This is a genomic window from Streptomyces sp. NPDC042346 (assembly GCF_055581845.1).
Window position 1 is genome coordinate 58,577 of sequence record NZ_JBVJEH010000004.1, and the last position, 19,296, is coordinate 77,872.

Here is a 19,296-nt window from a genome sequence, read left to right on the forward strand (position 1 = left end):
TAGAGGTCGCACAGCCGGTACGGCCCGCCGAACGCGCCGCAGGGCCCGGCCGGAGTCAGAGACCCCTCGCAGGACCACGGGAAGTACGGGAAGCCATGTCTGTCACGGTAGATGGGGACAAATCGCGATTGGTTCCGGTTCGTGTACGCCGGATTCTCCGCGGACCCCGCCCCGAGAAGGTCCCCGCCCTCGTCGGCACGGCCTGCACCCTCGGCGGCCTCATCGACATCGCCGCCGGAGTCTTCCCCCGCTTCCGCGCCAGCCGCATGCACGCCGTCGCCGAGATCCTCCCCGGCACCCTCGGCCACCTCTCCGCCGCCCTCTCCCTCAGCGCCGGCGTCCTCCTCCTGCTCCTCGCCCACGGCCTCAAGCGCCACAAGCGCCGCGCCTGGCGCGCCGCCGTCGTCCTCCTCCCCGTCGGCGCCGCCGCCCAGTTCGTCTGGCGCCACTCCGTCATCGGCGCCCTCTTCTCCCTCGCCCTCCTCGCCCTCCTGCTGCGCCACCGCGACGAATTCGCCGCCCTCCCCGACCCGCGCAGCCGCTGGCGGGCCCTCGCCAACTTCGTCGTCATGGGCGCCGGATCCATCGCCCTCGGCCTCGTCATCGTCAGCGCCCACCCCCGCCGCGTCGTCGGCGACCCCAGCCTCACCGACCGCCTCGAACACGTCCTGTACGGACTCCTCGGCGTCGAAGGCCCCGTCGCCTACACCCGCGGCGTCGACTGGACCGTCGGCTACTCCCTCGGCGCCCTCGGCATGCTCACCGCCCTCACCACCATCTACCTCGCCTTCCGCCCCGAGCACCCCGCCGCCCGCCTCACCGCCGACGACGAGACCCGACTCCGCGCCCTCCTCGACCAGCACGGCGGCCGCGACTCCCTCGGCCACTTCGCCCTCCGCCACGACAAGGGCGTCGTCTTCTCCCCCAGCGGCAAGGCCGCCGTCTGCTACCGCGTCCTCTCCGGCGTGATGCTCGCCAGCGGCGACCCCATCGGCGACGTCGAAGCCTGGCCCGGCGCCATCGAACGCTTCATGGACGAGGCCAAGGCCCACTCCTGGACCCCCGCCGTCATGGGCTGCTCCGAGACCGGCGGCCAGGTCTGGACCCGCGAGACCGGCCTCGACGCCCTCGAACTCGGCGACGAGGCGATCGTCGACGTCGCCGACTTCTCCCTCGCCGGCCGCGCCATGCGCAACGTCCGCCAGATGGTCAAGCGCATCGAACGCAACGGCTACACCACCCAGGTCCGCCGCGTCCGCGACCTCGACGACGAGGAACTGGAACGAGTCCGCCGCGCCGCCGCCGACTGGCGCGGCACCGACACCGAACGCGGCTTCTCCATGGCCCTCGGCCGCATCGGCGCCCCCGGCGACGGAGACGCCGTCATAGCGACCGCCCACAAGAGCGACGCCGGCGAGGACCCCCACTCCCCCTACGGCGACCTCAAAGCGATCATCCACTTCGTGCCCTGGGGCCCCGACGGCATGTCGCTCGAACTCATGCGCCGTGACCGCTCCGCCGACCCCGGCATGAACGAACTCCTCATCGTCGCCGCCCTCCAGGCCTCCCCCGCCCTCGGCATCGACCGCGTCTCCCTCAACTTCGCGATGTTCCGCTCCGCCCTCGCCCGCGGCGAGAAGATCGGCGCCGGACCCGTCCTCCGCGTCTGGCGCGGACTCCTCGTCTTCCTCTCCCGCTGGTTCCAGATCGAGTCGCTCTACAAGTTCAACGCCAAGTTCCGGCCCCGCTGGGAACCCCGCTTCGTCGTCTACCGCAACAGCCGCGACCTGCCCCGCATCGGCCTCGCCGCCATGCGCGCCGAAGGATTCGTCACCGTCTCCCTCCCCCGGCTCTTCCCCCGCCGACGCCCCGCCCCGGCCCCCAGGCCCTGCGCCCACATCGTCACCGCGTCCCCGCCCGCCTCCGCCCCCGCACGCTCCACGGCCTCCGCCTCCGCGCCCTCGACCGCGCCCGCGTCCGTCGCACGCGAGGTCCACGCGGCCTGATGCCACCCCTGGGCCCTACGCTGGACACATGAGTACGACGATCGACCGGGGCACGGCCCAGGGCCTGCCGGAGTGGGACCGCTGCGCGGTCATGGGCGTGGTCAACGTGACCCCCGACTCCTTCTCCGACGGCGGCCGCTGGTTCGACACCACGGCCGCCGTCAAACACGGCCTCGACCTCGTCGCCCAGGGCGCCGACCTCGTCGACGTCGGCGGCGAGTCCACCCGCCCCGGCGCCAGCCGCGTCGACGAGGAGGAAGAACTCCGCCGCGTCGTCCCCGTCGTCCGCGGACTCGCCGCCGAAGGCGTCACCGTCTCCGTCGACACCATGCGCGCCGCCGTCGCCGCCCGCGCCGTCGAGGCCGGAGCCGTCCTCGTCAACGACGTCAGCGGCGGACTCGCCGACCCCGGCATGGTCCCCGCCGTCGCCGCCGCCGAAGTCCCCTTCGTCGTCATGCACTGGCGCGGCTTCAGCCAGGACATGAACAGCCTCGCCGTGTACGACGACGTCGTCGCCGAGGTCGTCGCCGAACTCCGCACCCGCCTGGAGGCCGTCATCGACGGCGGCATCGCCCCCGAGCGCATCGTCGTCGACCCCGGCCTCGGCTTCGCCAAGCTCGCCCCCCACGACCTGGCCCTCGTCGCCCACCTCCCCGAGCTCCGCGCCCTCGGCCGGCCCCTCCTCGTCGCCGCCTCCCGCAAGCGCTTCCTCGGCCACGTCCTCACCCGCGACGGCGCCACCCCGCCCCCCGCCCGCGAGCGCGACGCCGCCACCGCCGCCGTCTCCGCCATCGCCGCCCACGAGGGCGCGTGGGCCGTCCGCGTCCACGAGGTCAGGGCCACCGCCGACGCCGTTCGCGTCGCCAGGGCCGTCGAGGGAGCCGCGTGAGCCGCACCCCGGGAACGGGCCGCGCCGCCGACGAGGCGGCCGTCGAAGCCGCCAACACCGCCTTCTACGAGGCGATGGAGACCGGCGACTTCGAGGGCGTCTCCGCCCTCTGGCTCGACGACGGGGCCACCCCCATCACCTGCGTCCACCCCGGCTGGCCCGTCCTCACCGGCCGCGGCGAGGTGCTCCGCTCGTACGCCCTGATCATGGCGAACACGGAGTACATCCAGTTCTTCCTCACCGACCTCAGGATCTCCCTGGCCGGCGCCACCGCCGTCGTCACGTGCACCGAGAACATCCTCAGCGGCGGACCCGCCGAGGACGGCGCCGAGCTCGGCCCGCTCGTCGGCCAGCTCGTCGTCGCCACCAATGTGTTCCGCAGCACACCGGACGGCTGGAAGATCTGGTCCCACCACGCCTCGCCCGTCCTCACCGAGACCGACGGAACGGACACCGAGCCCCCCGGAATCGACGGCACGGAACCCCCGTCCTGACCCGCCACGGCCCCTCGTCCCGGCCCGCCGCGGACCCCCGTCCCGCCCCTCTCCTGGCCCCGAGGGCAAGCGCTGTCGGTCCCCGCAGGTAGATTCGAAGTGGACACCCGGCCGTCCGCAACCGGCTGCGTGGCCACCCGAACTACGACAGCAGGAGTGATTCGCGTGGATCGTGTCGCGCTGCGCGGCCTCAAGGCCCGAGGCCACCACGGCGTCTTCCCCAAGGAGCGCGAGGAGGGCCAGACCTTCATCGTGGACCTGGTCCTCGGCCTGGACACCCGCCCGGCGGCCGCCGACGACGACCTGGCGAAGACCGTGCACTACGGCATCGTCGCCGAGGAAGTCGTCGACGTCGTCCAGGGCGAGCCCGTCGACCTCATCGAGACCCTGGCCGAGCGCATCGCCCAGCAGTGCCTCAGCCACGCCGGGGTACAGGAGGTGGAAGTCGTCGTCCACAAGCCGGACGCACCCATCACCGTGCCCTTCGACGACGTGACCATCACGATCACCCGGAGCCGACGATGAAGCCGACGCAGAGCGACCCCACCGTCCAGCCCGTACCGGCGTCCGTCGTCGCCACCGTCGACGCGGCCGACACGACCCTGTCCAACCCCCGCTGGGCCGTCCTCGCCCTCGGCGCCAACCTCGGCAACCGCCTGGAGACCCTCCAGGGGGCCGTCGACGCCCTCGCGGACACCCCGGGCCTCCGGGTCAAGGCCGTCTCCCCCGTGTACGAGACGGAGCCCTGGGGCGTCGAGCCCGGCAGCCAGCCCTCGTACCTCAACGCCGTCACGCTCGTGAAGACGACCCTGCCGCCCTCCTCCCTCCTGGAGCGGGCACACGCCGTCGAGGAGGCCTTCCACCGCGTCCGCGAGGAGCGCTGGGGCTCCCGCACCATCGACGTCGACATCATCACGTACGCGGACGTGGTCTCCGAGGACCCCGTCCTCACCCTCCCGCACCCCCGCGCCCACGAGCGGGCCTTCGTCCTCGCCCCCTGGCACGACGTGGACCCCGCCGCCCAGCTCCCCGGCCGCGGCCCGGTCGCCGAACTGCTCGCCGCCCTCGGCAGCGAAGGCGTCACGCCCCGTGTCGACCTGGAACTCCGTCTGCCCGAGTAGTCGTTACGCTTCGTGGCAGACCGCCCACGACCACGACCGACGACACGCGAAGGACATCCGGTGAAACAACTGCGGCTGAAGGTGCTCACCGGACTGTTCCTCGTGGCGGGCATCCTCTCCTGGGGCGGCGCCCGCCTGTGGGACTCCGTCGGCACCCTCCCCAGCGTGCCGATCGCCGCACCGATCGTCCTCGCCGTGATCGCGGTCGTCCTCACCGCGACCGCCCTCTCGATCCGGTCCCGCCTCAAGGCCCAGCGCGAGCGCCGCCCAGGCGCCAAGGGCGTCGAGCCCCTGATGGCGGCCCGCGCGGTGGTCTTCGGCCAGGCGAGCGCCCTGGTAGCCGCCCTCGTCGCCGGCATGTACGGCGGCACGGGCGTCTTCCTCCTCGGCTCCCTGGACGTCCCGGCCCGCCGCGACCAGGCCCTCTACGCCGCCCTCGCGGTCGCCGCGGGCATCGCAGTCATCGCCGCGGCCCTCTTCCTGGAACGCGTCTGCAAACTCCCGGAAGACCCGGACGACAACGGCGAAGGCCCGGGCAAGGCCCGGGCCTGAGGCTCAGCGACACAGTTCGTCGAGATCGTCGGAGAAGGTCCCGAACTCCGCCCGGGCCTCGGCGACGATCTCCCGGGCGGCTCGCCGCGGGGTATTCGCGTGCTGCTCGGCGAGCTCAGCCAGGGCCGGGTCCGGGCGCGGCTCCCGCTCTGGGTACAGAGCGGCCTCCATCGGCCCGAAGCCGTCGGCCAGTACCCACAGGAAGTCGGACAGATTCCCGGCGACGACGCCCCGCTGCCCTCCGACCGTCGCAGACCGCCTCCTCCATCCGCGCAGGCTAGCCGTCCGCACCGACATCGCCCGGTCCGGGCCTACCAGGGCTCACGGAAGCCCCCACGAAGTAGCCGAACTCGTAGCCCGGCCGGATCGTGAAGCGCTCGCGGCACAGTTTGCGCGCGTGCGTCCACGCCACGGTCGTGCCCGCCGCGTCCCCGGCATGTGTCCAGCCGTCCGGGGTGGCCAGCAAGAGGTCCGGGCTGGCCAGGAACGTCATGTGGTCGGTGACCACCTCGACGGCGGAGCGAGCTTTGACCGCGGCTACTTCCGCGACCGTGGTGCGCACCGCCCGGTCGCCGTCCAGCGTCCACATCACGTCGCCAGGAGCCACACTCTTCGCCTGGGCGCACCCCCCGAGCAGATTCACCAGCTGCTTGCTCGCAAGCCCGTACCCCATACCGGTCCCCCTCGATCAGCGATCAACCTCACCGATCCGGACGGTATGGGGCACTCTCGGCAGACCGCTACTAGCGAGCCAATATCAGGGACATTGCCTCAGCGCGTGTAGTAGCGTCACGAAGTTGGCCACGTACCGCCGAGGTGGTCGTCTTGGCGCCCGGCTTGCGGATGCCTCGTACCGACATGCACATGTGCTCGGCTTCGATCACGACGATCGCGCCACGGGCGTCGAGGATCCGCATCAGCGAATCGGCGATCTGCGTGGTGAGTCGTTCCTGCACCTGCGGACGGCGAGCGAAGACGTCGACGAGGCGTGCCAGCTTCGACAGCCCTGTGATCTTGCCCGAATCGGCCGGGATGTAGCCGATGTGAGCCACCCCGTGGAACGGCAGGAGGTGGTGCTCGCAGTGACTAACGATTTCGATGTCCTTCACGAGGACCATCTCGTCGTGTCCGAGATCGAACGTCGTGGTCAGAACGTCCTCGGGCTTCTGCCACAGCCCGGCGAACATCTCCCTGTACGCCCGCGCCACCCGCGCCGGCGTCTCCCTCAGGCCCTCGCGGTCCGGGTCCTCGCCGACCGCGATGAGGAGCTCTCGTACGGCGTTCTCGGCGCGCTTCTCGTCGAACTCGCCGATCCTGCCCTCGCCGTCCAGCGTCACCGGGTCGGTCATCTCTTTGCCTCGTTCCGTCTCTGAAGTGCGCGAAATGCCGCGCCCCCACAGGCTAAAACCTGTGGGGGCGCGGCAGCCATTCCGGGTGGGGACCGTCAGTCCTCGGGGGTTTCCACCGGGGCGATGTCGATGCCCTTGGTGGTGTCCACGGGGGCCGACGAGCCGTTCGCCGTGCCGTTCGCGCTGTTCGTCAGGGCGAGCTCCTTGGGGGAGAGCACCGGCGGACGCGTGGACGGGGTGCGGCGGGAGGAGCCGGTCCAGGCCGGGCGGGCCGGGCGCTTGACGATGGGGGCGAAGATCTCGGCGATCTCCTCCTTGCCCAGCGTCTCCTTCTCCAGCAGGGCGAGGACCAGGTTGTCGAGAAGGTCACGGTTCTCGACGAGGATCTCCCAGGCCTCGTTGTGCGCGGTCTCGATGAGCTTCTTGACCTCTTCGTCGACCAGCGCCGCGACCTCTTCCGAGTAGTCCCGCGGGTGCGACATCTCGCGGCCGAGGAACGGCTCCGTGTTGTCGCCGCCGAACTTGATCGCGCCGAGACGCTCGGTCATGCCGTACTGCGTGACCATCGCGCGGGCCGTGGCCGTGGCCTTCTCGATGTCGTTCGCCGCGCCCGTGGTCGGGTCGTGGAAGACGAGCTCCTCGGCCGCGCGCCCGCCCAGCATGTAGGCGAGCTGGTCGAGCATCTCGTTGCGCGTGGTCGAGTACTTGTCCTCTTCCGGGAGCACCATCGTGTAGCCCAGGGCACGGCCGCGGGACAGGATGGTGATCTTGTGGACGGGGTCGGAGTTCGGCGAGGCCGCCGCGACCAGGGCGTGACCGCCCTCGTGGTACGCGGTGATCTTCTTCTCTCGGTCCGACATGATCCGGGTCCGCTTCTGCGGGCCCGCGACCACGCGGTCGATCGCCTCGTCGAGCGCGCTGTTGTCGATCAGCTTCTGATCGCCGCGAGCGGTGAGGAGCGCCGCCTCGTTGAGGACGTTGGAGAGGTCCGCACCGGTGAAGCCGGGGGTGCGTCGGGCGACGGCGCCGAGGTCGACGTCCGGCGCGACCGGCTTGCCCTTCTGGTGGACCTTGAGGATCTCCAGACGGCCCTGCATGTCCGGTCGGTCGACGGCGATCTGCCGGTCGAAGCGGCCGGGGCGCAGGAGGGCGGGGTCGAGGATGTCGGGACGGTTCGTGGCGGCGATCAGGATGACGCCGCCCTTGACGTCGAAGCCGTCCATCTCGACGAGCAGCTGGTTGAGCGTCTGCTCGCGCTCGTCGTGACCGCCGCCGAGGCCGGCGCCGCGGTGGCGTCCGACGGCGTCGATCTCGTCGACGAAGACGATGGCGGGCGCGTTGGCCTTGGCCTGCTCGAAGAGGTCACGGACACGGGAGGCGCCGACACCGACGAACATCTCGACGAAGTCGGAGCCGGAGATCGAGTAGAACGGCACCCCGGCCTCGCCGGCGACGGCGCGCGCGAGGAGCGTCTTGCCGGTTCCGGGCGGGCCGTAGAGCAGGACGCCCTTCGGGATCTTCGCGCCGACGGCCTGGAACTTCGCGGGCTCCTGGAGGAATTCCTTGATCTCGTGGAGTTCCTCGACGGCCTCGTCCGAGCCGGCGACGTCGGCGAAGGTGGTCTTGGGCGTGTCCTTGGTGATGAGCTTCGCCTTGGACTTGCCGAACTGCATGACGCGGGAGCCGCCGCCCTGCATCTGGTTCATCAGGAAGAGGAAGACGACCACGATGAGGACGAAGGGGAGGAGGGAGAGCAGGATCGAGACGAAGGGCGACTGCTTCGTCGGGGAGACGGTGTAGCCCTTCTCGATCTGCCCGGCCTCGAACTTCTCCTGCAGCTTGTCGGCGACGTCGACGCCCTGGGAGCCGATGTAGCTGGCCTGGACCTTGCTGCTGTTGTCGATCTTCTGACCGTCGACGAGCTCGATCTTGATGATCTGCTCGTCACCGGTGGTGACCTTTGCCTGCTTGACCTGGTTCTTGTCGATCGCCTGGACGACCTTGCCGGTGTCCACCGTCTTGTAGCCCTCGGACGAGCCGACGACCTGCATCAGCACGACCACGGCGAGGACGGCCAGCACGATCCACATGACCGGCCCACGGAAGTATCGCTTCACGTCCATCCATACGGAGCGAGAACGCCCCGTCCCTCCTGCCCGTAGGAAAATGCTGCTGTGAGAGCTGCATGAGTGCTGCTATGTGAAAAAGCTGTTCTTCGGACGGTACCTCAGCATCGTCGCCCGCGACCGCCTTCCCGTGGTTCAACGGGGGGAAGGCGGTGCGGGTTCCCCGTCCGGCCGGGTGTTGCGCCGGGTGTTCAGCCGCCGTAGACGTGCGGGGCGAGCGTGCCGACGAACGGCAGGTTCCGGTACTTCTCCGCGTAGTCGAGGCCGTAGCCGACGACGAACTCGTTGGGGATGTCGAAGCCGATCCACTTGACGTCGATCGCGACCTTGGCGGCCTCCGGCTTCCGCAGGAGGGTGCAGACCTCCAGGGAGGCGGGCTCGCGGGAGCCGAGGTTCGACAGCAGCCAGGACAGGGTCAGGCCGGAGTCGATGATGTCCTCGACGATCAGGACGTGCTTGCCCTTGATGTCGGTGTCGAGGTCCTTGAGGATCCTGACGACGCCGGAGGACTGGGTGCCGGCGCCGTAGGAGGAGACGGCCATCCAGTCCATGGTGACGGGGGTGGACAGGGCGCGAGCCAGGTCCGCCATCACCATCACCGCGCCCTTGAGGACGCCGACGATGAGCAGGTCCTTGCCCGCGTATTCCGCGTCGATCTTCGCGGCCAGCTCTGCCAGCTTGGCGTCGATCTCTTCCTTGGTGATGAGCACCGACTGGAGGTCGGTGCCCATGTCCTTCTCGTTCACCCGGGTCACTTTCGTTGCAGCGTGCGTCAGCCTTGCCGGATGACCAGTCTGCCACCCTGGCGGCGGGCTTCGACTCGTCCGGGCAGGTTGATGGCCCCTTGGCCGCGCCAGCCGGTGATGAGGCGGTCGACTTCCTCGATGTGGCGGGCGAAGAGGGAGCCCGCGGGGGCGCCCTCGGCGATGACGGCGCGGCGCAGGACGCGGCGGCGTACGGCGGAGGGCAGGCCGAAGAGCTTGGCGCACTCGAGGGCGCCCGCCTCGTCGCGTACGGAGGTCTCGGCGTCGGCTGCCCAGGTGTCGAGGGCGTCGGCGTCGTCCCGGGAGAGCTGGGCCGTCCGGGCGAGGGCTTCGACGACGCCCTTGCCGAGGGCCTTCTCCAGGGCGGGGAGGCCTTCGTGGCGGAGCCGGGAGCGGGTGTACGCGGGGTCGCTGTTGTGGGGGTCGTCCCAGACGGCGAGTTCCTGTGCGATGCAGGCCTTGCGGACGGTCTGGCGGTCGAGGTGGAGGAAGGGGCGCCGGTAGCGGCCGGCGGCGCCGGAGACGGCGGCCATGCCGGAGAGGGAGCGGATGCCGGAGCCGCGGGCGAGGCCGAGGAGGACGGTCTCCGCCTGGTCGTCGCGGGTGTGGCCGAGGAGGATCGCGGCGGCTCCGTGGCGCTCGGCGGCGGCGTCGAGGGCGGTGTAGCGCGCGTCGCGGGCCGCGGCCTCGGGTCCGCCTTCGCGGCCGACGGTGACGGTGACGGCCTCGACGGGGGTGAGGCCGAGGGCGGTCATGCGTCCGGCGACCTCGGCGGCCCGGGTGTCGGAGCCGTCCTGGAGGCCGTGGTCGACGGTGATGCCGCCGCCGCGTACGGGGAGTTTGCGGGTCTCGAAGGCGAGTGCGGAGGCGAGCGCCATCGAGTCGGCGCCTCCGGAACAGGCGACGAGGACGAGGGGTTCGCGTCCGTCGTGCGCGGTGGTGGGGTCGGTCTGGTGCTCGGTGAGGACGTCGTGGAGTACGCGGCGGACCGCCAGGCGTATCGCCGCGACCGCAGGATGGGGACCCATGTCCGGTGCCCTTCGTGATGGGGTGGGGTGCCTCGGTCGGAGTCTTAACGGTCGGAAAGGGGGTTTCGGTCACTCAGAGTGCGTCGATGGTGACAGAAACCCGGCCGTTACCCGAGCATTGCACGCCTCACCCCATGCCCAGGGTCCCTCGGATGGGTGATTGGCGGGTTGTTCTCCCGTGTTCCTGCGCCGTCCGGCGCACCTGTCTCAGGAGTCTGCCTTACGGTGCACCCTCGCGATCCAGTCGGCGGGGGCGGCGATCTCGGCCTTGGTGGGGAGCGTGTTGGGGGAGGTCCACACGCGGTTGAAGCCGTCCATGCCGACCTGGTCGACGACGGCGCGAACGAAGCGCTCGCCGTCCCGGTACTGGCGGAGTTTGGCGTCGAGGCCGAGGAGCTTGCGGAGGGCGAGGTCGAGGCGGGAGGCGCCGCGGGCGCGCCGCTGCTGGAACTTCTCGCGGATCTCGTCGACGGAGGGGACGACCTGGGGGCCGACGCCGTCCATGACGTAGTCGGCGTGGCCTTCGAGCAGGGACATGACGGCGGTGAGGCGGCCGAGGATCTCGCGCTGCTCGGGGGTCTGGACGATCTCGACGAGGGAGGGGGAGGGTTCGCCCGCCTCGCCCTCGGGGCGGCCGCCGACGAGGGCCTGGGCGGCTTCGCGGAGGCGTTCGACGACGGTGCCGGGGTCGACCTCGGTGGCGGCGAGGAAGGACTGGATCTCGCCCTGGAGGTGGTCGCGGAGCCAGGGGACGGCGGTGAACTGGGTGCGGTGGGTCTCTTCGTGGAGGCAGACCCAGAGGCGGAAGTCGTGCGGTGAGACGTCGAGTTCGCGTTCGACGTGGACGATGTTGGGGGCGACGAGGAGGAGCCGTCCGCCGCCGTTGCCGCCTGCGGGGAGTTCGCGGGTGGCGGGGGCGAAGGTCTCGTACTGGCCGAGGATGCGGGAGGCGAGGAAGGACAGGAGCATGCCGAGCTCGACGCCGGTGACCTTGCCGCCGACCGCGCCGAGGACGGCGTTTCCGGGGGTGGTCGAGCGGCGTTCCTGCATCTTGCCGAGGAGCGGGGTGAGGAGTTCGCGGAAGCCGGCGACGTTGGCCTTGATCCAGCCGGCGCGGTCGACGACGAGGACGGGGGTGTCGTGGACGTCGGCGCCCTCGGGGAGCATCCGGGTGTAGGCGCGGACGTGTTGCTCGGAGGCTTTGGCGTGCTTGCGGAGTTCGGCGACGACCTCGCGGGCCTCGTCGCGGCTGACTTCGGGTCCGGGCCGCACGAGGCGGGTCGCGGTCGCGACCGCGAGGTTCCAGTCGACCATCCCGGATGTGCCTGCGCCACCGATGCTCGTCATGCGTCAACCGTACGGTCTCGGCGCCCGATCGGTGAGGGTTCCGGGCGGGGCTGTCGGTGGTGGGGCGGGGGTGTTCCGGGGGTCAGCCCTGTCCGGCGAGGGCCGCGGAGAGTCGGTCGAGGGCGGGCTGTGCTTCGTACGGGGAGAGGGTGCGGCCGGCGAGGAACGCGAAGGCGAGGAGTCGTCCGTCGGCGGTGACGACGGTGCCGGCGAGGGTGTTGACGCCCGTGAGGGTGCCGGTCTTGGCGCGGACGAGTCCGGCGCCCGCGGTGGCGGGCGCGGTGTCGAAGCGGCCGGCGAGGGTGCCGGTGAAGCCGCCGACGGGCAGGCCGGTGAGGACCGGGCGGAGGGCGGGGCGTGCCGGGTCGGCCGCGCGGGTGAGGAGGGTGGTGAGGAGGGCGGCGGAGACGCGGTCGCGGCGGTCGAGTCCGCTGCCGTCGGCGAAGCGGGCGCCGGCGAGGGGGAGGCCGAGTTCGGCGAGCTCGTCCCGTACGGCCTTCCCCGCGCCCTCGAAGCTGGCGGGCTGCTTGCGGGCGAGGGCGGTCTGGCGGGCGAGGGCCTCGGCGAGGTCGTTGTCGCTGTGGGTGAGGGTGCGCTCGGCGAGGTCGGCGAGGGGTGCGGAGTGCGTACGGGCGAGGGGGGCGGCGGTCTTCGCGGCCGCGGTCTTCGCGGCCGCGGTCTTCGCGGCGGCGGTCTTCGCGGCGGCGGGGGTGCCGGGGGCCTTGGTGGGTCCTCCGGGGGCCTTGGCGGGCTCTCCGGTGGTCTTGCCGGGCTCTCCGGTGGACGCGGTGGGTTCTCCGGTGGACCTGGTGGGTTCTCCGGTGACCTTGACGCCGGCGGCCGTGAGGAGGCCGGCGAAGGCCGTGGCGGTGTCGCCTGCCGGGTCGGCGGTGCGGGGCGCGGGGCCGCTGCCGCTCCTGTCGAGGCGTCCCTCGCTGGTCATGAGGGCGGTGACGGGGGCGATGTTCTCGTTGGGGCCGATGGGGTGGAGCTCGGGTCCCTGGTAGAGGCTCGTGTCGTAGGCGAGGCGTACGGAAGTGTGGCCGCGGGCCTTGAGGGCGCGGGCGGTGTCGGCGGCGAGGCGCCCCAGGCGGGCCGGGTCGAGGGTGGGGTCGCCGCCGCCCGTGAGGGTGACGGTGCGGCCGTCGGCGGAGGCGGTGACGGTGGTGGCGATGCGGTGGTCGGGGCCGAGGGCGGAGAGCGCGGCGGCGACGGTGGCGATCTTGACGGTGGAGGCGGGTGTCATGGGGGTGCCGGCGCCTTCGCCGTACAGCTGGGTGCCCGTGGCGGTGTCGACGACGGAGGCCGTGCGGAGCGGGCCGAGGCCGGGGTCGGCGAGGAGCGGTACGAGGGTGGCGGCGAGGTCCGCGGGGCGGCCGGCGGGGCGCTCGGCGGCGGCCGGGGCGTGGAGCGCGGGGAGGACGCCGGGGGCGCTGGGGGCGGGCGCGGGGCGGCGGGGCGCGGCGGGGGCCGGGGGCGGGGCGTGATGCGCGCCACCCGTTACGGGGGCGGCGGCGCGGGCCCGCTCGGCCGTACGCTGACCGGAGTCCCACGGGCCGGCCGTGGTCACCGCCACGGCGGCCAGGGCCAGACCGAGGGCGGCGGAGCCCGCCGTGAGCTGCCACATCCTCGGCTCCGGCATGAGATGACCAGCCCCTTTCGCGATCACGGTCGTCCGTGAGGGACACTTAATCACCGCGCGTCGTCGCGAGCATTCACTTGTGTTGATTCAGGAGGAGCCACCCGTGGAGTTCGACGTTCTCATCGAGATCCCGAAGGGATCGAGGAACAAGTACGAGGTCGACCACGAGACGGGTCGCATCCGCCTGGACCGTCGCCTGTTCACGTCGACGGCCTACCCGACCGACTACGGCTACGTCGAGAACACCCTGGGTGAGGACGGCGACCCGCTGGACGCGCTCGTCATCCTCGACGAGCCGACCTTCCCGGGCTGCCTGATCAAGTGCCGCGTCATCGGCATGTTCCGCATGACGGACGAGGCGGGCGGCGACGACAAGCTGCTGTGCGTCCCGGCCACGGACCCGCGCATGGAGCACCTGCGGGACATCCACCACGTCTCGGAGTTCGACCGCCTGGAGATCCAGCACTTCTTCGAGGTCTACAAGGACCTGGAGCCGGGCAAGTCGGTCGAGGGTGCCGACTGGGTCGGTCGCGCCGAGGCCGAGGAAGAGATCGAGAAGTCCTACGCGCGCGCCAAGGAGCAGGGCGGCCACTGAGGCCCCGCTCTTCCGAGCTGCCGATCTTCTGATCGTGTGACAGGCGGTGCACCTCTTCGGGGTGTGCCGCCTTTCGCACATCCGTCGCACACTCATACTGGAAGCCACCGTTCCCTAGGCAGTGAGGCGGACAGAGTGGTGGCGGAGCCGGACGGCTCGAAGGGTGCTGCGGACGATGCTCCGGAGGACCGGAAGCCGCAGTCGGACGAGGCGCGGAGCGCGTTCGTCCCGCCGGCCGGGGTCGAGCAGCCCGCGCCGCCGGAGGAGGAGCATCCGACCTCCGAGTTCGCGCTTCCGCCGGGGCTGACGGCCGAGCCGCCGGCCGAGCAGGAGGGTTCGGCGTTCGCGACGCCGGCGACGTACTCGGCGAAGAACTCGCCGCCGGCGTTCACCCCGGCGTACGGGCTGCCCCTGGTGCGGCTGCCGCAGAACGCGCCGTGGCAGGACCGGATGCGGACGATGCTGCGGCTGCCGGTGCACGAGCGGCCGATGCCGGAGGCGCCCGGCAAGGAGGACGAGGCGGGGCCCTCGGTGCCGCGCGTGCTCGACCTGACGCTGCGCATCGGCGAGCTGCTGCTCGCGGGCGGGGAGGGCGCGGAGGACGTCGAGGCGGCGATGTTCGTGATCTGCCGCTCGTACGGTCTTGACCGGGTCGAGCCGACGGTGACGTTCACCCTGTTGTCCGTCACGTACCAGCCGTCGCTCGTGGACGCCCCGATCACGGCGAACCGGACGGTACGGCGGCGGGGCACGGACTACACGCGGCTCGCGGCGGTCTACACGCTGCTCGCCGACATCAACGCGCGGGCGCACGAGGTGACGCCCGAGGAGGCGTACCGGCGGCTCGCGGAGATACGGCGGAACCGGCATCCGTATCCGGGGTGGGTCCTCACGGCGGCGGCGGGCGTGCTGGCCGGTGCGGCCTCGGTGCTGCTCGGCGGTGGCCTGACGGTCTTCCTGGTGGCGGCGCTGGGCGCGGTGCTGGGCGACCGGCTGGCGTGGCTGTGCGCGGGGCGCGGGCTGCCGGAGTTCTACCAGTTCCTGGTGGCGGCGATGCCGCCGGCGGCGATGGGTGTGCTCCTGACGCTGCTGCACGCGGAGCTGCGGCCGTCGGCGGTGATCACCGGTGGGCTGTTCGCGCTGATCCCGGGGCGGGCGCTCGTGGCGGCCGTGCAGGACGGTCTGACGGGTTTCTACATCACGGCCTCGGCGCGGCTCCTGGAGGTCGCGTACTTCTTCGTCGCGATCGTGGTGGGCGTGCTGTCCGTGCTGTACATCGCCGTGCAGTTCGACGCGCAGCTGAACCCCGAGGGGGCGCTGCGGGCGGTGGAGCGGCCGGTGACGCAGATCCTGGCGTCGATGGTGCTGTGCGCGACCTTCGCGATCCTGTTGCAGCAGTCGCGGGAGACGGTGCTCTTCGCGACGCTGAACGGCGGGGTGGCGTGGGTGATCTACGCGTCGATCGCGGTGACCGCGCAGGGGTCCACGGTGATGGCGACGGCCGTGGCGGCGGGTCTGGTGGGGCTCTTCGGGCAGCTGATCGCCCGGTACCACCACACGTCGTCGCTGCCGTACGTGACGGCGGCGATCGGCCCGCTGCTGCCCGGTTCCGCGACGTACTTCGGGGTGCTCGCGATCGCCCAGAACAATCTGGACCAGGGCTTCGCCTCGCTGGCGAAGGCGGCGGCCCTGGCCCTGGCGATCGCGATCGGCGTGAACCTGGGAGGCGAGCTGGCGCGCCTCTTCATGCAGGCCCCCGGTGCGGCGTCGGCCCGTCGGGCCGCGAAGCGCACCAGGGGCTTCTAGAAGCTTCCCGGGTCTCTAGCGCTTGGCGTGGCGGCCGCGGGAGGACGGGGGGTTGGGGGTGCCGGGGGCGTCGTGTCCGGTGCCGTGGCCGCCCTGGTCGCCGTTGGCCTTGGCCTTCTTGGACTGGGAGCGGGCCCGGAGGTACTCGATGACGATCGGGACGACGGAGATCAGGACGATCCCGACGAGGATCATCTCGATGTGCTTGTGGACGAAGTCGATCTTGCCGAGGGAGGCGCCGAGCAGGGTGACGCCCGCGCCCCACAGCAGGCCGCCGATGATGTTGAACGTGATGAACTGGCGGTAGTTCATCCGGCTGACGCCGGCGATGATCGGCGTGAACGTCCGCACGATGGGGACGAAGCGGGCCAGGATCAGCGACTTCGGGCCGTGCTTCTCGAAGAACTCGTGCGCCTTCTCGATGTTCTCCTGCTTGAAGAGCTTGGAGTTGGGGCGCGTGAAGAGCGCCGGGCCCACCTTCCGGCCGAAGAGATAGCCGACCTGGTCGCCGATGACCGCCGCGGCCACGATCAGCGTGCACATCAGCCACAGCGGCATGTCCAGCTTGCCGGTCGTGATCAGCAGGCCGGTGGTGAAGAGCAGCGAGTCGCCGGGCAGGAAGAACCCGATGAGAAGGCCGGACTCGGCGAAGACGATGGCCAGGACACCGATCGGACCAAAGGTCTGAATCAGATAGTCCGGGTCCAGCCAGCTCGGTCCGAGGGCAAGCGTGTTCACGGGTTCCGGGCTCCTGCGGTCGGTGGGGGCTTGGGGGGACGGCTCGCCCCAAGCTATCAACGTGGACGGGACGCGACCGGTTCCACCTGGCTCCCACGGGATGCGGAGCGTGCCGGCGGGCCCGAGGGTGGGAGGCCAGGAGGTGCATGCCGCATGGGCATCGAGGAGTACGGAGGCGGCCAGGGGCCGCACCCAGACGTGCTGGTCGTGACGACGAACGACGTGCCGGGCTTCGAGGTCCGGCAGGTCATCGGTGAGGTCTTCGGGCTCACCGTGCGCTCGCGCCATCTGGGCAGCCAGATCGGCGCGGGGCTGAAGTCGATGATCGGCGGTGAGCTGAAGGGTCTGACGAAGACGCTGGTGCAGACCCGCAACCAGGCGATGGAACGGCTGGTGGAACAGGCCCAGGCGCGCGGCGCGAACGCCGTGTTGATGTTCCGCTTCGACGTGACGGAGGCGGCGGACGTGGGCACGGAGGTGTGCGCCTACGGCACGGCCGTGGTGATCGCGCCCCGCGCCTGAGCCGGCGGGACCGGCGGGACCGGCAGGACCGGCGTGGGCGGCAGGACCGGCGTGGGCGGCAGGACCGGCGAGGGCGGCGGGACCGGCCCGCGGGCTCGGGCACCGCCGCCCCCGCGGGTCAGGCCGCCAGGCGCCGGGCGTTCGCCCGGACGGCGGCACGCAGGTGCTCGGGCAGGCCGGGGTGGATCGCGTCGTAGAAGGCGTGGAAGTTCTCGTCGGCGACGTACATCTCGGCGAGCTGCTCGTGGGTCTTCGGGTGGCACTCGAAGAACCAGGTGGTGAGGTGGGTGCGGTGGGCCTCGGCGAGGTCCATGGCCTCCTCGGACCCGGGGTCCACACCCCGGGCCATGAGGGCGCTGTAGGCGGCGCCCCAGGCGTCCACCTCGTCCTTCATGCGCTGCCAGTCCTCCTTGGTGTACTCGGCGGCGCGGGCCTGGGCCAGCTCGTGCGAGTGGGTGCCGCCCCAGCGGCGGGCGGACTCCTCCGCGTACCGCTCGGGGTCCTTGTCCCCGAAGACCTCGAACTTCTCCTCGGGAGTGAGGTTGATGCCCATCTTCTTCGCCTCCATGGCGTGCTCGACGGCCGCCGCCATCCTCCGTAGCTCCCCGATCCGCGCGGTCAGCAGCGCGTGCTGCCGCCGCAGGTGCTCCTGCGGGTCGGCGTGCGGGTCGTCGAGGAGGGCGGCGACCTCTTCGAGGGGAAAGCCGAGCTCCCGGTAGAACAGGATCTGCTGGAGTCTGTCGAGGTCCGCGTCGTCGTAGCGGCGGTGGCCCGCCGTGCTGCGGCCGCTCGGGGAGAGCAGTCCGATCGCGTCGTAGTGGTGCAGGGTGCGCACCGTGACCCCGGCGAAGCCGGCGACCTGTCCCACGGAGTAGCCCATCGGCCGTCCGCCCCTTTCTCTGTCGGTACGCGTGTCAGCCTCGGGCCTGACGTGACGTGAGGTGCAAGCCCTCACGAGCCGGTTCCGGGCGAATCTCGGGATGTTATGCGGCTTTTGCTCACTTATGGTGGGGCGGTGGCTTCTGATCATGTTCCACCCACGCCGTCGCCCTCCCCCGCGAAGGCCCCCCGCCTGGTCCAGCTGCGGCAGATCCCGCCCGCGCTCGCGATCGGCGTCGGGTCGAGCCTGGTGCTCCTGGGGATCAGCGCCCTCGCGGACGAGTTCAAGGACGTGCTCTGGAACGACCTGCCGGACGCCCTCGGCATCGGCGGCTACTCCTCGCTCTGGATCATCGTCATGCTCACGGCGACCGGTATCGCCGTGGGCCTCGTCGTCTGGAAGGTGCCGGGACACGCCGGCCCCGACCCGGCCTCCGGCGGTCTCGGCGGGACACCGCTCTCCCCCGGGGTGGTGCCGGGCCTGCTGCTCGCGGCCACCCTCGCGCTGGCCGGCGGAGTCAGCCTCGGCCCCGAGAACCCGATCATCACCGCCAACATCGCCCTCACCTACTGGCTCGGCCGCAAGGCGGCCCCCACGGTGCCCGCCGCCGCCTGGGTCGCCCTCGCCTCGGCCGCCACCATCGGTGCCCTCTTCGGTACGCCGGTGGCCGCCGCCCTCGCCATCTCCGAGGCCCTGGCGGGGGAGCCGGGCCGCGGCTCCCTCTGGGACCGGCTGTTCGCGCCGCTCGTCGCCGCCGGCGCCGGCGCGATGACCGCGGAGCTGCTCGCCGAGCCGACCTTCGACATGGGGCTGCCGCCGCTGACCGACCCCGGCTGGGCCGACCTCCTCGCCGCCCTGACCATCGCCTCCGCCGCGGCCGTCTTCGGCCTCGCCTCCTGCTACCTCTTCCCCTACCTCCACGCCGCCTTCGGCCGGCTGCGGCACCCGATGCTGATGCTTCCCCTCGGCGGTCTCGTCCTCGGCCTCCTGGGCGCCTTCGGCGGGCAGCTGACCCTCTTCAAGGGCCTGGAGCAGGTCAAGGAGCTCACCACCTCGATCGGCAGCTGGTCCTCCGGCGAGCTGGCCAAGCTGGCCGTGGTCAAACTCTTCGCCCTCCTCATCGCCGCCTCCTGCGGCTTCCGGGGCGGCCGCATCTTCCCCGCCGTCTTCATCGGGACCGCCTTCGGGCTGCTCGCCCAGGCGCTCGTCCCCGAGGTCCACCCCGCCGTCGCCGTCTCCTCCGCGGTCCTCGGCGTCCTGCTCGCCACCACCCGACTGGGCTGGATCAGCCTCTTCACCGGGGCCATCCTCGCCCCCTCCCCCGCGATGCTCGCCGTGCTCTGCCTGGCCTCCCTCCCGGCCTGGCTGATCGTCAGCGGACGCCCCCAGCTCGAACTCGACGAACACGGCGCCCCCCTGCACTGACCCCTCTCCCCC

General features: G+C 71.6%; 19 protein-coding genes and 1 pseudogene. 10 read left to right on the forward strand and 10 right to left on the reverse strand.

The features are described from left to right. The first annotated feature begins 95 nt into the window (after positions 1–95). From ACZ6K0_RS18010 to ACZ6K0_RS18035, 6 genes are all read left to right on the forward strand, one after another. Positions 96–2,006, forward strand: a complete 1,911-nt coding sequence (locus tag ACZ6K0_RS18010; protein ID WP_469230689.1) for a phosphatidylglycerol lysyltransferase domain-containing protein — start codon at positions 96–98, stop codon at positions 2,004–2,006. A 28-nt stretch (positions 2,007–2,034) separates the two neighbouring features. After that, positions 2,035–2,895 (forward strand): dihydropteroate synthase, encoded by an 861-nt coding sequence (gene folP, locus ACZ6K0_RS18015; protein ID WP_376406850.1) that lies wholly within the window; start codon positions 2,035–2,037, stop codon positions 2,893–2,895. Next, on the forward strand, positions 2,892–3,389 hold the full coding sequence (locus ACZ6K0_RS18020) for a nuclear transport factor 2 family protein (protein ID WP_376406852.1): 498 nt from the start codon (positions 2,892–2,894) through the stop codon (positions 3,387–3,389). The genes folP and ACZ6K0_RS18020 overlap by 4 nt, the downstream gene beginning before the upstream one ends. A 165-nt stretch (positions 3,390–3,554) precedes the next feature. Continuing rightward, positions 3,555–3,914, forward strand: a complete 360-nt coding sequence (gene folB / locus ACZ6K0_RS18025) for a dihydroneopterin aldolase (RefSeq protein ID WP_017240053.1) — start codon at positions 3,555–3,557, stop codon at positions 3,912–3,914. After that, positions 3,911–4,510, forward strand: coding sequence for a 2-amino-4-hydroxy-6-hydroxymethyldihydropteridine diphosphokinase (folK, locus tag ACZ6K0_RS18030; RefSeq protein ID WP_376406854.1), 600 nt, complete (start codon positions 3,911–3,913; stop codon positions 4,508–4,510). The genes folB and folK overlap by 4 nt, the downstream gene beginning before the upstream one ends. A gap of 60 nt (positions 4,511–4,570) precedes the next feature. Next, a complete protein-coding gene (locus ACZ6K0_RS18035; protein ID WP_376406856.1) occupies positions 4,571–5,062 on the forward strand; it encodes a DUF3180 domain-containing protein in 492 nt (163 codons plus the stop codon). Positions 5,063–5,065: 3 nt separating this feature from the next. Here the strand turns inward: ACZ6K0_RS18035 and ACZ6K0_RS18040 are convergent. The 8 genes and pseudogenes from ACZ6K0_RS18040 to dacB form a co-directional block, all read right to left on the reverse strand. Next, positions 5,066–5,302: pseudogene (locus ACZ6K0_RS18040) on the reverse strand (SMI1/KNR4 family protein); the annotation flags it as partial. A gap of 37 nt (positions 5,303–5,339) precedes the next feature. Continuing rightward, entirely contained in the window at positions 5,340–5,735 is a 396-nt protein-coding gene (locus tag ACZ6K0_RS18045; RefSeq protein WP_469230692.1) for a hypothetical protein, read from the reverse strand. Between the two features lie 70 nt (positions 5,736–5,805). After that, entirely contained in the window at positions 5,806–6,411 is a 606-nt protein-coding gene (gene folE / locus ACZ6K0_RS18050) for a GTP cyclohydrolase I FolE (RefSeq protein WP_376406860.1), read from the reverse strand. Between the two features lie 95 nt (positions 6,412–6,506). Next, positions 6,507–8,534, reverse strand: coding sequence for an ATP-dependent zinc metalloprotease FtsH (gene ftsH, locus ACZ6K0_RS18055; RefSeq protein ID WP_376406862.1), 2,028 nt, complete (start codon positions 8,532–8,534; stop codon positions 6,507–6,509). Between the two features lie 194 nt (positions 8,535–8,728). After that, positions 8,729–9,268 carry a hypoxanthine phosphoribosyltransferase gene (gene hpt / locus ACZ6K0_RS18060; RefSeq protein WP_030219931.1) on the reverse strand — a complete coding sequence of 180 codons (540 nt, stop codon included), beginning with the start codon at positions 9,266–9,268 and terminating at the stop codon, positions 8,729–8,731. Between the two features lie 41 nt (positions 9,269–9,309). Next, on the reverse strand, positions 9,310–10,329 hold the full coding sequence (gene tilS, locus ACZ6K0_RS18065) for a tRNA lysidine(34) synthetase TilS (RefSeq protein ID WP_376406864.1): 1,020 nt from the start codon (positions 10,327–10,329) through the stop codon (positions 9,310–9,312). 207 nt (positions 10,330–10,536) lie between these two features. After that, entirely contained in the window at positions 10,537–11,676 is a 1,140-nt protein-coding gene (locus ACZ6K0_RS18070; protein WP_376406866.1) for a zinc-dependent metalloprotease, read from the reverse strand. A gap of 82 nt (positions 11,677–11,758) precedes the next feature. Continuing rightward, positions 11,759–13,318, reverse strand: coding sequence for a D-alanyl-D-alanine carboxypeptidase/D-alanyl-D-alanine endopeptidase (gene dacB / locus ACZ6K0_RS18075; RefSeq protein WP_469230695.1), 1,560 nt, complete (start codon positions 13,316–13,318; stop codon positions 11,759–11,761). 103 nt (positions 13,319–13,421) lie between these two features. On the opposite strand from dacB, the gene ACZ6K0_RS18080 reads away from it, so the two are divergent. Beyond that, the gene (locus ACZ6K0_RS18080; RefSeq protein WP_141300520.1) at positions 13,422–13,913 is read left to right on the forward strand and encodes an inorganic diphosphatase; all 492 of its coding nucleotides are present in this window, start codon (positions 13,422–13,424) and stop codon (positions 13,911–13,913) included. A gap of 135 nt (positions 13,914–14,048) precedes the next feature. Beyond that, positions 14,049–15,719, forward strand: coding sequence for a threonine/serine exporter family protein (locus tag ACZ6K0_RS18085; RefSeq protein WP_376406870.1), 1,671 nt, complete (start codon positions 14,049–14,051; stop codon positions 15,717–15,719). A gap of 15 nt (positions 15,720–15,734) precedes the next feature. On the opposite strand, the gene ACZ6K0_RS18090 is transcribed toward ACZ6K0_RS18085, so the two are convergent. Beyond that, positions 15,735–16,457 (reverse strand): DedA family protein, encoded by a 723-nt coding sequence (locus ACZ6K0_RS18090; protein WP_376406872.1) that lies wholly within the window; start codon positions 16,455–16,457, stop codon positions 15,735–15,737. Positions 16,458–16,610: 153 nt separating this feature from the next. Between ACZ6K0_RS18090 and ACZ6K0_RS18095 the strand changes: the two genes are divergently transcribed. Further along, entirely contained in the window at positions 16,611–16,979 is a 369-nt protein-coding gene (locus ACZ6K0_RS18095; RefSeq protein ID WP_317596576.1) for a YbjQ family protein, read from the forward strand. A 118-nt stretch (positions 16,980–17,097) separates the two neighbouring features. Here the strand turns inward: ACZ6K0_RS18095 and ACZ6K0_RS18100 are convergent, their stop codons facing one another. Then, complete coding sequence (locus tag ACZ6K0_RS18100; RefSeq protein WP_376406874.1) at positions 17,098–17,859, reverse strand: MerR family transcriptional regulator; 762 nt, start codon at positions 17,857–17,859, stop codon at positions 17,098–17,100. Positions 17,860–17,994: 135 nt separating this feature from the next. On the opposite strand from ACZ6K0_RS18100, the gene ACZ6K0_RS18105 reads away from it, so the two are divergent. After that, positions 17,995–19,284 carry an ion channel protein gene (locus tag ACZ6K0_RS18105; protein WP_376406876.1) on the forward strand — a complete coding sequence of 430 codons (1,290 nt, stop codon included), beginning with the start codon at positions 17,995–17,997 and terminating at the stop codon, positions 19,282–19,284. Positions 19,285–19,296 lie beyond the last annotated feature (12 nt).